The following is a 12,069-nucleotide window of genomic DNA, read 5'->3' as shown; positions in this document are numbered from 1 at the left end:
GAGTATCAACGCCGGACCATCACGACCTGTCCATTTCGGACGAGTATGCCTTTCCGAACGGTCCGACGCTGCGGCCCCCAATTCCTCCGCATGGTCCACGGCAGGTTGAGATTCGTCCGAACAGGCTATGTTTAGCCCATATGGTTGTCTGAGACGTGTCGGTGGAATTGCACAATCACCCCCATGCCGACACCCGAAGAAAAAGCAGCGTTCTCGGAACGCCTGAAATTCGCCTTGCGGCGCAGCCCGGACAAGGTCACCGGCGCGACGGAGCTCGCGAACCGGTTCAATCTGCGTCACCGCGGTGCGCAGCCGGTTTCGCCGCAAACCGCGCACAAATGGCTGACGGGCCGCACGATTCCGACGCCGGACAAACTCGAAACGCTCGCCGACTGGTTGCGCGTCGAACTGCATTGGCTGCATTACGGCCCGTCGCCGAGCGTGACCGAACATACGACGCCGCAACCGCTGCCGCGCGACGAGCGTTATCCGCCGACGCCCGAGACGATCGAACTCGCGTCGAAGATCGAGGCGCTGCCGCCGCATCAGCGTTACCTCGTTCAGGAACTGATCGAGCAGTTCTACGGCGGCGACACGAAAATCGAAGCGAAGAAGGCCTGAGCGGCAGCCGCCGCGCGCACGCATGCGCGGTCGGGCCACTCGCCGGAAACGAAAAAGCCGCATGGTTCGCACCATGCGGCTTTTCTACGTGCATCGCGGGCGGCTCGCCGCCGCGTGTGCCACGAGCATCAGGCCGGCTTCTTCTTGGCGCCGCCGCCGAGCTTGCGCGTGATGTAGTACTGCTGCGCGATCGACAGCACGTTGTTCACGACGTAGTACAGCACCAGGCCGGCCGGGAAGAAGAAGAACATCACCGAGAACGCAATCGGCATGAACTTCATCATCTTCGCCTGGACCGGGTCCGGCGGCGTCGGGTTCAGGCTCGTCTGCACGAACATCGAGACGGCCATCAGCACCGGCAGGATGAAGAACGGATCGCGCTGCGACAGGTCGTGAATCCACAGAATCCACGGCGCGCCGCGCATTTCGACCGACGCGAGCAGCACCCAGTACAGCGAGATGAACACCGGGATCTGGATCACGACCGGCAGGCAGCCGCCGAACGGATTGACCTTCTCGGTCTTGTACAGCTCCATCAGCGCGGCGTTCATCTTCTGCGGATCGCTCTTGAAGCGTTCGCGCAGCGCCTGCATGCGCGGCGTGATTTCCTTCATGCGCGCCATCGACTTGTAGCTGGCCGCCGACAGCGGGAAGAACACGGCCTTGATCAGCACCGTCAGCAGCACGATCGCCCAGCCCCAGTTGCCGACGAAGCCGTGGATCTTCTCGAGCAGCCAGAACAGCGGCTTCGCGATGATCGTCACCCAGCCGTAGTCCTTCACGAGCTCCAGGCCCGGCGCGACGCCTTCGAGCATGCGCTCTTCTTCCGGACCGGCGAACAGGCGCGCCTGCACGTCGGCGGACTGGCCCGGCGCGATCGCGGCGACCGGCTGCTTCACGCCGACGCGGTACAGCGACGGATCGATCTTCTCGGCGTAGATGTCGCGCTTCGCGCCCTGCTGCGGAATCCAGGCCGACGCGAAGTAGTGCTGCACCATCGCGACCCAGCCGTTGTCGGAGGACTTCTCGAAGTTCGCCTTGTTCTTGTCGAGGTCGCTGAAGTCGATCTTCTGGAAGTGCTTCGCGTCCGTGTAGACCGCCGGCCCGAGGAACGTGTGCGAGAACATCGGCGTTTCGACGGCCGTGTTGTCGCGCACCAGTTCCATGTAGACCGTCGGCGTGACCGGTGCCGTGCCGACGTTGTCGATCTTCGTATCGACGCCGATCACGTAGCTGCCGCGCGTGAACGTGTAGGTCTTCACGACCTTCACGCCGCCCTTCACCGGCGATTCGAACGACAGCTTCAGCGTGTTCTGGTCGCCCGTCAGCGACGTCGAGCCCGCGTTGACCTGCGTGTAGACGTCGTTGTGGTTCGGAAAGTCGCCGCCGAGCAGGCCCGAGCGCGCGAGATACGTGTGGCCGGCCGTGTGGTCGAACAGCGTGATGTACAGGTCCGGCTGCTTGCCGTCGCCCTGCTTCTTCAGCGTCAGCTTCGCGAGCGTGCCGCCGCGCGTGTCGATTTCGCCGTCATACACGTCGGTCGAGAACTTCACGAGCTGCGCCTGCGCGGCCGGTGCCGTCGTCGACGGTGCGGCGCCTGCTGCTGCAGCAGGTGCGTCACCTGCGGTCGTCGTCGTCGCGCCCGTGCCCGATGCACCGCCTGCAGCCGCGGGGGCCGTTTGCGTGGCGCTCGGGAAGAACATCGACGGGCGTCCATGGTCGCGCTGCCAGTTGTCGTACAGCATGACAGCTGACATGAAGAAGATCACCCATAGGACGGTGCGTTTGATATCCATGCGTTGTCTCAGAGTCGATGGGACCGCGCGTCGGCTTCGCCGTGAGCGCGAGTGTCGGAGTTGGGCGGCGGGACGATGTCGATGCCGCCCGCGGAAAACGGGTGGCATCGGCACACGCGCCTGACGGCGAGATACGTGCCGCGCGCGGCGCCATGATACTGGATTGCCTCGCGCGCGTAATCAGAACAGGAAGGATAAAAACGGCAACGGTTGCCGAGCATCGGGCTCACGGCAACCTTGTAGAAGCGCAGCAAGGCGATCAATACCGTTTCCATACCTTGGGCGGCGCCGTTCGACGCCGCGTCAAAACCAGCCGGGCAGGCGCGAACGCCGCACCACGGATGGATGCGTCACTCGGACGCGGGCTTCGACGCCCGGCGGGCGATTTCCCGGACTGCCCTGTCGAGCAGTTCGCGGATCTCGGCCGCGCACATCGCCGCGAGCGGGGCGGAAGCCGCGCTCGGCAGCGCATTCTTGTCGAAGCGCGTGTGCTGCCGCAGCAGCAGGTCGTAACCGGCGAATTCGGCCCGGCGCAGGCGAAACTGATCGCGCGCCAGCCGCTTCACGAGGTTACGCGTTACTGCACGCGGCGCATACTTCTTGCCGACGACGAGCCCCAGACGCGCGGGCTGACCGGTCGGCTTGCCGTAGATCACGAAGTGCGCGGAACGCCGCCAGGGGCGCAAACGAAAAACGGATGAAAATTCATCCGTTTTCAGAAGTCGCGCAGCTTTCGGGAAGGCGGCTTTCGTCTGCGACGGATTCGCACCCGGCTCGACGGCACCTTCCGCAGGACTGCGGACGGCGGACACAGCGCGCAACCTGCCTTAGATGGCGAGGCGCTTGCGGCCCTTCGCGCGGCGAGCGTTGATGACCTTGCGGCCACCTGCCGTCTTCATGCGGACACGGAAGCCATGGGTGCGCTTGCGGCGCGTCACGGACGGTTGGTAAGTACGTTTCATGATGTTCTCACTTGTTCGAGAATGTCGAAATTCAGGGGACCGCGTGCCCTTAACCGGAGGCATTCGGGCGAACGCAATCGCCGGGAATACAGGATTGGTTTTCGCGGAACCCGCTATTTAAACCGTTTTTCCGTTGACGGTCAATACTTTAGGAGTCGATCGCCTGTGCAGGCCCCGCCCGATCCGGCCCCGCGCCCCACAGCCACGGCCTGTGGATAACTCGCGCTGTGGCCGCGTTTGGCGGTAGAATCTCGCCTTATCTCCAAGAATCCCGCACGCCGCTTCGGCCCGCGCCTGCCCCTCCAACACTGTGACGCAGGCGTCCGAGGCACGCTCGCACGACCGCTTCGGGCCTTGTTGCGCAACCGCAACAAGGGCGCCGGCGAGCCGCGCTGTGCACGCAAAAAACGACAGTTACTTGATGAACGATTTCTGGCAACACTGTTCGGCACTGCTGGAGCGCGAGCTGACGCCCCAGCAGTACGTGACGTGGATCAAACCCTTGGCCCCGGTGGCCTTCGATGCGTCGGCGAACACGCTGTCCATCGCCGCGCCGAACCGTTTCAAGCTGGACTGGGTCAAGAGCCAGTTTTCGGGACGGATCTCCGATCTGGCCCGAGATTTCTGGAACGCGCCGATCGAAGTCCAGTTCGTCCTCGATCCCAAGGCAGGCATGCGCAGCGCCGCTGTGGGCGCCGCGCCGGCAGCCCCGCGCGCGCCGCTGGCCCCAACCGGCCCGGCCGCGACGGTCGCCGCAATCGCCGCCAACCTGGCCGCGAATGCCGGCGCTGCGCCCAGCGCGCCGATCGACGTGCCGATGACGCCGTCGGCGGCCGCCGCGCACCACCTGAACGCCGACGACGCCGACATCGACCTGCCGAGCCTGCCCGCGCACGAAGCGGCAGCGGGCCGCCGCACGTGGCGCCCGGGCCCCGGCGCCGCACCCGCGAACGGTGGCGAAGCCGATTCGATGTACGAACGCTCGAAGCTGAACCCGGTGCTCACGTTCGACAACTTCGTGACCGGTAAGGCGAACCAGCTCGCGCGCGCCGCCGCGATCCAGGTCGCGGACAACCCGGGCATCTCGTACAACCCGCTGTTCCTGTACGGCGGCGTCGGCCTCGGCAAGACCCACCTGATCCACGCGATCGGCAACCAGCTGCTGCTCGACAAGGCCGGCGCGCGGATCCGCTACATCCATGCGGAACAGTACGTGTCCGACGTGGTGAAGGCGTACCAGCGCAAGGCGTTCGACGACTTCAAGCGCTACTACCACTCGCTCGACCTGCTGCTGATCGACGATATCCAGTTCTTCTCCGGCAAGTCGCGCACGCAAGAGGAATTCTTCTACGCGTTCGAGGCGCTGGTCGCGAACAAGGCGCAGGTGATCATCACCAGCGACACGTATCCGAAGGAAATCTCGGGCATCGACGATCGCCTGATCTCGCGCTTCGACTCCGGCCTCACCGTCGCGATCGAGCCGCCCGAGCTGGAAATGCGCGTCGCGATCCTGATGCGCAAGGCGCAGTCGGAAGGCGTGAATCTGTCAGAAGACGTCGCGTTCTTCGTCGCGAAGCACCTGCGCTCGAACGTGCGCGAGCTCGAAGGCGCGCTGCGCAAGATCCTCGCGTATTCGAAGTTCCACGGCCGCGAGATCTCGATCGAGTTGACCAAGGAAGCGCTGAAGGACCTGCTGACCGTGCAGAACCGGCAGATTTCGGTCGAGAACATCCAGAAGACCGTCGCCGACTTCTACAACATCAAGGTCGCCGACATGTATTCGAAGAAGCGCCCCGCGAACATCGCGCGGCCGCGGCAGATCGCGATGTATCTCGCGAAGGAACTCACGCAGAAGAGCCTGCCGGAAATCGGCGAGCTGTTCGGCGGGCGCGATCACACCACCGTGCTGCACGCGGTGCGCAAGATCGCCGACGAGCGCAGCAAGGACGCGCAGCTCAACCACGAGCTGCACGTGCTGGAACAGACGCTGAAGGGCTGAGCGCGCACCGCGCTTGATAATTCGGCATCCGCCCCAAATTAAGGGGGGCGGTTCGGTTTTGAGGCACAATACTGGTTTGACCGCCCCGGTGGTGGCGGGCCAAGAGCCCGGCCGGCGGGGCGCTGCGAGGCTGCTGCGCTGCAGGCCGTTACTCAACGAAGGAACTCTATGCAACTGGTCAAGACCGAACGAGACACCCTCCTCAGGCCGCTGCAAACGGTCAGCGGCATCGTCGAACGCCGCCATACGTTGCCGATCCTCGCCAACCTGCTGATCACCAAGAACGGCCCGGACGTTTCGTTCCTGTCGACCGACCTGGAGCTGCAGATCACCACGCGCGCCGATTTCGGCGTCGGCGGCGACCAGGTCGCGACCACCGTCGCCGCCCGCAAGCTGCTCGACATCCTGCGCGCGATGCCTGACGGCCAGGTCACGCTGTCGCTCGCCGACAAGCGCCTCACCGTTCAATCGGGCAAGAGCCGTTTCGCACTGCAGACGCTGGCGGCCGACGAGTTCCCGACCGTTGCGCAGGCGAAGGATTTCGGCGCGACCCTGACCGTCCCGCAGAAGTCGTTCCGCCAGCTGCTCGGCATGGTCCACTTCGCGATGGCGCAGCAGGACATCCGCTACTACCTGAACGGCATGCTGCTCGTCGTCGACGGCGACCAGCTGATGGCCGTGGCCACCGACGGCCACCGCCTCGCGTTCTCGTCGATGAAGCTCGAAGGCGGCACGTTCGGCCGCCAGGAAGTCATCGTGCCGCGCAAGACGATTCTCGAGCTGCAGCGCCTGCTCGAAGACATCGACGACACCGTCACCATCGACATCGCGCAAACCCAGGCCAAGTTCACGTTCGGCCAGGTCGAGCTCGTGTCGAAACTCGTCGAGGGCAAGTTCCCCGACTTCCAGCGCGTGATCCCGAAGGCGCACAAGAACACGTTCGAGATCGGCCGTGAAGAACTGCAGCGTTCGCTGCAGCGCGCGGCGATCCTGACCTCGGACAAGTTCAAGGGCGTGCGCTGCATCATCGCGCCGGGCCAGCTGAAGATCATGTCGACCAACGCCGATCAGGAAGAGGCGCAGGAAGAACTGGAAATCGCGTACCAGGGCGATACCGTCGACATCGGCTTCAACGTCACGTATCTGCTCGACGTGCTCGCGAACCTGAAGGTCGACACCGTGCAGGTGAGCCTCGGCGACGCCAGCTCGAGCGCGCTGATTACCGTGCCCGAGAACGACGAGTTCAAGTATGTCGTGATGCCGATGCGCATCTGACGCGCACGACATCAAGACACACACCAGGGGGCGGCAAGCCCCTTTGGCGTTTTTATGGCGAACCGACAACCCGTCCCTTTGGTGCCTTTTCGGCGCCTGGGGCGGGCCAGGAAACTGGAGCGGCCCGGCGATTTCTCTCGCTGAAACGCACCGCGCCGCCACCTGAGTGGCCTCGCAGAACCGGAAGATATCCATGAGTGAACAGCACAATTCGCAACCCGATAACAGCAGCTACGGCGCCTCGTCGATCCAGATCCTCGAAGGTCTGGAAGCGGTGCGCAAGCGCCCCGGGATGTACATCGGCGACACGTCTGACGGCACCGGTCTGCACCACCTCGTGTTCGAGGTGCTCGACAACTCGATCGACGAAGCGTTGGCCGGGTACTGCAACGACATCCACGTGACGATTCACGCCGACAACTCGATTTCCGTGACCGACAACGGCCGCGGGATTCCGACCGACGTGAAGATGAACGACAAGCACGAGCCGAAGCGCAGTGCGGCTGAAATCGTGATGACCGAGCTGCACGCCGGCGGCAAGTTCGACCAGAACAGCTACAAGGTGTCGGGCGGCCTGCACGGCGTGGGCGTGTCGTGCGTGAACGCGCTGTCGAGCTGGCTGCGGTTGACCGTGCGCCGGAACGGCAAGAAGCATTTCATGGAGTTCCATCGCGGCGTCGCGCAGGAGCGCGTGCTCGAGACGGTGGACGGCGTGGAAGTTTCGCCGATGCTGATCACCGGTGATACCGAGAACCGCGGCACCGAAGTGCACTTCATGGCCGATCCGACCATTTTCGGCACGGTCGAGTATCACTACGACATCCTCGCGAAGCGGATGCGTGAACTCTCGTTCCTGAACAACGGCGTGCGGATTCGTCTCACGGACCTGCGCTCGGGCAAGGAAGACGATTTCGCGTTCGCCGGCGGTGTGAAGGGCTTCGTCGAGTTCATCAACAAGACGAAGACCAACCTGCACCCGACGGTGTTCTTCGCCAACGGCGAGAAGGATGGCGTGGGCGTCGAAGTCGCGATGCAGTGGAACGACAGCTACAACGAAAACGTGCTGTGCTTCACGAACAACATTCCGCAGCGCGACGGCGGCACGCACCTGACCGGCCTGCGGGCCGCGATGACGCGCGTCATCAACAAGTACATCACCGACAACGAAATCGCGAAGAAGGCGAAGGTCGAGACGACCGGCGACGACATGCGCGAAGGGCTGTCGTGCGTGCTGTCCGTGAAGGTGCCGGAGCCGAAGTTCAGCTCGCAGACGAAGGACAAGCTGGTTTCTTCCGAGGTTCGTGCGCCGGTTGAAGAGGTTGTGGCGAAGGCGCTGGAAGAATTCCTTTTGGAAACGCCGATCGACGCGAAGATCATTTGCGGGAAGATTGTTGAAGCCGCGCGTGCGCGGGATGCTGCTCGGAAGGCGCGTGAGATGACGCGTCGCAAGGGTGTGCTCGACGGCGTTGGTCTGCCGGGCAAGCTCGCGGACTGCCAGGAGAAAGACCCGGCGAAGTGCGAAATCTATATCGTCGAGGGTGACTCGGCAGGTGGGTCGGCGAAGCAAGGGCGTGATCGGAAGTTCCAGGCGATCCTGCCGCTGCGCGGCAAGGTGCTGAACGTCGAGAAGGCACGCTACGACAAGCTGCTGTCGTCGGAACAGATCGTCACGCTCGTGACCGCGCTTGGGTGCGGGATCGGCAAGGAAGACTACAACCTCGACAAGCTGCGCTATCACCGCATCATCATCATGACCGACGCGGACGTCGACGGTGCGCACATCCGGACGCTGCTGCTCACGTTCCTGTATCGCCAGATGCCGGACATGATCGAGCGCGGGTACGTGTATATCGCGCAGCCGCCGCTTTACAAGATCAAGGCGGGCAAGGACGAGCGGTATCTGAAGGATGACGTGGAGCTCAACGCGCACATGCTGCGGTTGGCGCTGCAAGGGTCGGAGCTGGTGCCGGGTGAGAATGCGGCGGCGATTTCGGGCGATGCGCTTGGGGAGCTGGCGCGGTCGTATCTGCTGTCGCAGAGCGTGATCGAGCGGTTGAGCCGGTTGTATGACCCGGCCGCGCTGGAAGCGGTCATGGATGGGGTTGTGATCGATCTCTCCACTGAGGCTTCGACTGACGCTTCGGCGAAGGCGCTGCACGCTGCGTTGCATGATGAAGCGCTGAAGAACGAAGTGCGTGTCGTGCCTTCGTATGACCCGGTTCGCGAACAGCGGTCGCTGCATGTCGAACGCACGCATCACGGCAACGTGCGGGTTTCGGTCATCGATCAGGAATTCCAGCACACGGCGGATTATCAGCAGCTCGTGACCACAGCGAATACGTTCAAGGGGCTTATTGGGGAAGGTGCAGTCATCAAGCGCGGTGAGCGCAGCATGGCTGTCGCGGACTTCAAGAGCGCGATGAAGTGGCTGCTGGCGGATGCTGAACGCAACGTCTCCAAACAACGCTATAAGGGGCTCGGCGAGATGAACCCCGAGCAGCTGTGGGAAACGACGATGGATCCGACAGTGCGGCGTCTGCTGCGTGTGCAGATCGAGGATGCGATTGCGGCGGATGGGATCTTTACTACCCTCATGGGGGATGATGTCGAGCCGCGGCGGGCGTTTATCGAGTCGAACGCGTTGCGGGCGGGGAATATTGACGTTTAACGCTGCGATAGTAGAACGCCAGAGGAAGTGCCGCTACATGAGTCTGTTATTGCAACGGACTTATGCGTTGAGCGACACATCGCTATCCAAATCCGTGGACTTCTAACCCATTCCCGCGTTACTGACTCGCACTCAACCACCTTGCTAAAAAACTCTAGGGCTTAGCTTTGCTAAGCCCTTTTTCTTCGCCTCCTCAAAAGTTCCCCCTTCCCTCCGTGGCATGCCAATGGATGTATACAGCGCGTCGGCCCATGGACCTTGATCTTCCAAGTCGAGCGAGATGACGTTCGACGCCACCCATCGCCCCTCAGTTCGCTCGCAGTACACGCCCTCCCAAAAACTCCGTGGATCGGCTATTCTTGGTCTTGAGCGCTATCTCAAAATGCAAACGCAATCTCTTTCGAATAATACTCAAAGGACCAGAAATGATCATTACGGGGCACATGAACTATTTCAACGTGAACAAGTGCGGGCTATATCGCCAAAGTTCTTCGAGAGCGGAAGGCCTTGGTTTGGAAGAGACATTTAAACTGATCACCAACTGGGTTCACGGAAAACCGCTCGGTAATACGCTGCCGTGGAGCTCAGACTTCCGCTCGGGAAAGGCTCAGTGCTATTGCAAAGATATATATACATCCGAAGAAACTGGAGACATTCTGCTCGTCCTTTGGAAGTCCGAGACGTCCAGCAACGGCACAATTCTTGGCGCTCCCGAGGACGCAAAAACCGGTGAAGGCAACGTCGTAACTTACAATGGAAATTACAAGGGCAAAAAGATGATTTGGGGTCGCCCTATGTATTACTGGATCGTTCCATCGAAAGATTTGGTTGTCTCGGTAAAATTTGAAAATTCAGTTTGCGACTCACAACTCTTTCAAGATTGGGTCTGTGCCGCAATTACCAATCGAGTAGACCATCCAGACAAAAAGAAAGACCAAACAGATAGCGGTCAAACTCGTCTGTCATTTACCGATGGAGCGGTCGATGGAGACTATCGCTTCCGTTATATGTTCGATGTTTCACTAAAAACAGAAGACACTGCAAGCGCAGCTATGGCCTCGCTTGCGGCCAAGATCACGCATGTAATAAAGCGCGAAACAATCACACTTCAAACGAGTGATGAGCGCGACCAATGGATCAAATTATTCGACAATTTTCCGTTCCTAAAGTCCGCTCCAAAATCAAAGACACGACAAATCGAGATCAAGGCTGAAGCGCGACCGACCGCTGCCGAAGTCAAGCATATCATCGAAACATACAGCAAAGAAAATCGAAAGATTGGCGAATGGGACAACATTGGGTTTGGGACAAATGATGCCAAAATTGTTTGGGTCGACAAGTACCGACTCACAAACGTTATTGCATATGATGTTCCGAAAGATAAAATTATTACAGCGGTTGATTTATGCGAGGCCATCATCAATAGAAGAAATGCCTTTCTCGCTCCAAAAATTGGAAGTCAAGCCATTGTTGCAACAACAAGAACCGGTACCTATCAATGAAGATTCGGCTACTTATTTACGCCATTCTTCTTGCAGCACTTGAATTCACATATCTTCATTGGGAGATATCCTATAACCTGTCCGATTTAAAAAACTACACAGATACGCTACTAGCCGCCTCAGGAATGGTTTTCACCATCATGGGCATTTGGATTGCCTTTCTTTATCCAAACGCCTTAAACAGAATAGTTCATCAAGGGAAATTAGAAGTTGCCGATTTCTCTGAAACTCTATCAGAAACAAAGCGACTAGAGAATATCGTAGCAAGCGTACTTAAATCAGCGATCGCGATAGTCTTTGTTCTCGCCCTTTATTTGTTTAAAGTAATTATTTCAAAAACCACAATCTATTCGACCCATGCAGCCCTCTTCAAAGCAAGCGCACTAGCAGGAATCACAATGATGTCGATAATTCAGATTGAGGCGATATTGTCAGTGGTTTTTGCAAACATCATGTTTATTAACGACCTTCACAGAAAAAGAGAAAATAGGGAGATGGACTCCGAACTATAAATTATGATGTCGCGCCGATAAAATACACTGCTCTCAGGATATTTTGTCGGCGCCAATATCGCTTTTCATCTTCCAAACTTGGCGATCCTGATAACTAAGCGTTCATCCTGGCGCAGCCCCACTGAGCAGCCAGCTCCTCCTTTACTGCTCTTCAACACATGGAGTCGCGCTTGCTCGCATCGTTTCTGACGCAGAGGAAATAACTGAAGCCGGAATGGCTACAGCTGGCTATCCTGCTCCTCGTGGGAACTATTGGCGTGTCCAGATCCAATGGCTCACCCGCGACCACTGGCTTTTCCGATTGTCGTCCCACTCTATCAATGCTTACGTTAGAAGTCAGGGAGGCGTACGGCGAGCCCATCAGCGTCTCGTGGAGAGATGTCATGTCGTCACCGATCCAGGTGACTTCGTGCGGGATGCGGAAATCACCGTTGATGACGCGGACGAACGGTCGTCGTTTGAACAACTATTGAAGCGCGCGAGCACATCAGTCGCGATACGCGCGCTTCGCCCTACTCCTTAAACGTAGCCCGCAATGATGCCAGAGGCGCAGAGCGGTCGTGCTAGTTTGTTGTCAGCCAGGCACGTTTCGTGCCGCGAGCGCTGCCCATACGCATCGGGGGACGTTTGTCATGACTTGCGCCTCGGGAAAAATTCGCGAACGTCGCCGACATCGGGGGCGGTCGTCTCGGTGCCGGGCTCGGCCAGTCCTGTGCGCGGATTGTGTGGCGTGG

At 60.1% G+C, this 12,069-nt stretch carries 10 protein-coding genes; 6 read left to right on the top strand and 4 right to left on the bottom strand.

All coding sequences use genetic code 11. The features are described 5' to 3' along the window. Positions 1 to 183 precede the first annotated feature (183 nt). Positions 184 to 621 (top strand): helix-turn-helix domain-containing protein, encoded by a 438-nt coding sequence (locus U4Y91_RS32930; protein WP_124486743.1) that lies wholly within the window; start codon positions 184 to 186, stop codon positions 619 to 621. A 128-nt stretch (positions 622 to 749) separates the two neighbouring features. Here the strand turns inward: U4Y91_RS32930 and yidC are convergent, their stop codons facing one another. From yidC to rpmH, 4 genes are all read right to left on the bottom strand, one after another. Beyond that, entirely contained in the window at positions 750 to 2,417 is a 1,668-nt protein-coding gene (yidC, locus tag U4Y91_RS32925) for a membrane protein insertase YidC (RefSeq protein ID WP_321808572.1), read from the bottom strand. A gap of 8 nt (positions 2,418 to 2,425) precedes the next feature. Continuing rightward, positions 2,426 to 2,692, bottom strand: a complete 267-nt coding sequence (gene yidD / locus U4Y91_RS32920) for a membrane protein insertion efficiency factor YidD (protein WP_321808571.1) — start codon at positions 2,690 to 2,692, stop codon at positions 2,426 to 2,428. A gap of 75 nt (positions 2,693 to 2,767) precedes the next feature. Continuing rightward, positions 2,768 to 3,229, bottom strand: coding sequence for a ribonuclease P protein component (rnpA, locus tag U4Y91_RS32915; RefSeq protein ID WP_321808570.1), 462 nt, complete (start codon positions 3,227 to 3,229; stop codon positions 2,768 to 2,770). Positions 3,230 to 3,244: 15 nt separating this feature from the next. Further along, the gene (gene rpmH, locus U4Y91_RS32910; protein ID WP_004198824.1) at positions 3,245 to 3,379 is read right to left on the bottom strand and encodes a 50S ribosomal protein L34; all 135 of its coding nucleotides are present in this window, start codon (positions 3,377 to 3,379) and stop codon (positions 3,245 to 3,247) included. A gap of 421 nt (positions 3,380 to 3,800) precedes the next feature. Here rpmH and dnaA point away from each other — a divergent pair, with 421 nt between their 5' ends. The 5 genes from dnaA to U4Y91_RS32885 all read left to right on the top strand — a co-directional run bounded on the left by dnaA (position 3,801) and on the right by U4Y91_RS32885 (position 11,335). Then, positions 3,801 to 5,378, top strand: a complete 1,578-nt coding sequence (dnaA, locus tag U4Y91_RS32905; RefSeq protein WP_321808569.1) for a chromosomal replication initiator protein DnaA — start codon at positions 3,801 to 3,803, stop codon at positions 5,376 to 5,378. A 168-nt stretch (positions 5,379 to 5,546) separates the two neighbouring features. Further along, a complete protein-coding gene (gene dnaN / locus U4Y91_RS32900; protein ID WP_006756934.1) occupies positions 5,547 to 6,653 on the top strand; it encodes a DNA polymerase III subunit beta in 1,107 nt (368 codons plus the stop codon). Positions 6,654 to 6,846: 193 nt separating this feature from the next. After that, the gene (gene gyrB / locus U4Y91_RS32895) at positions 6,847 to 9,321 is read left to right on the top strand and encodes a DNA topoisomerase (ATP-hydrolyzing) subunit B (protein WP_321808568.1); all 2,475 of its coding nucleotides are present in this window, start codon (positions 6,847 to 6,849) and stop codon (positions 9,319 to 9,321) included. A 443-nt stretch (positions 9,322 to 9,764) separates the two neighbouring features. Beyond that, positions 9,765 to 10,823: a hypothetical protein gene (locus U4Y91_RS32890; RefSeq protein ID WP_321808567.1), complete on the top strand. Its 1,059-nt coding sequence runs from the start codon at positions 9,765 to 9,767 to the stop codon at positions 10,821 to 10,823. Then, complete coding sequence (locus U4Y91_RS32885; protein ID WP_321808566.1) at positions 10,820 to 11,335, top strand: hypothetical protein; 516 nt, start codon at positions 10,820 to 10,822, stop codon at positions 11,333 to 11,335. The genes U4Y91_RS32890 and U4Y91_RS32885 overlap by 4 nt, the downstream gene beginning before the upstream one ends. Positions 11,336 to 12,069: the final 734 nt, after the last annotated feature.

Source organism: Burkholderia sp. BCC1993 (assembly GCF_905339865.1).
Taxonomy (GTDB): domain Bacteria; phylum Pseudomonadota; class Gammaproteobacteria; order Burkholderiales; family Burkholderiaceae; genus Burkholderia.
This window is presented reverse-complemented; position numbering and strand designations above follow the sequence as displayed.

Excerpts from the sequence above, each read along its gene's own strand:
- U4Y91_RS32930 (WP_124486743.1), top strand. The coding sequence starts at position 184 with ATGCCGACACCCGAAGAAAAAGCAGCGTTCTCGGAACGCCTGAAATTC.
- yidC (WP_321808572.1), bottom strand. The coding sequence starts at position 2,417 with ATGGATATCAAACGCACCGTCCTATGGGTGATCTTCTTCATGTCAGCT.
- yidD (WP_321808571.1), bottom strand. The coding sequence starts at position 2,692 with ATGGAAACGGTATTGATCGCCTTGCTGCGCTTCTACAAGGTTGCCGTG.
- rpmH (WP_004198824.1), bottom strand. The coding sequence starts at position 3,379 with ATGAAACGTACTTACCAACCGTCCGTGACGCGCCGCAAGCGCACCCAT.
- dnaA (WP_321808569.1), top strand. The coding sequence starts at position 3,801 with ATGAACGATTTCTGGCAACACTGTTCGGCACTGCTGGAGCGCGAGCTG.
- dnaN (WP_006756934.1), top strand. The coding sequence starts at position 5,547 with ATGCAACTGGTCAAGACCGAACGAGACACCCTCCTCAGGCCGCTGCAA.
- gyrB (WP_321808568.1), top strand. The coding sequence starts at position 6,847 with ATGAGTGAACAGCACAATTCGCAACCCGATAACAGCAGCTACGGCGCC.
- U4Y91_RS32890 (WP_321808567.1), top strand. The coding sequence starts at position 9,765 with ATGAACTATTTCAACGTGAACAAGTGCGGGCTATATCGCCAAAGTTCT.
- U4Y91_RS32885 (WP_321808566.1), top strand. The coding sequence starts at position 10,820 with ATGAAGATTCGGCTACTTATTTACGCCATTCTTCTTGCAGCACTTGAA.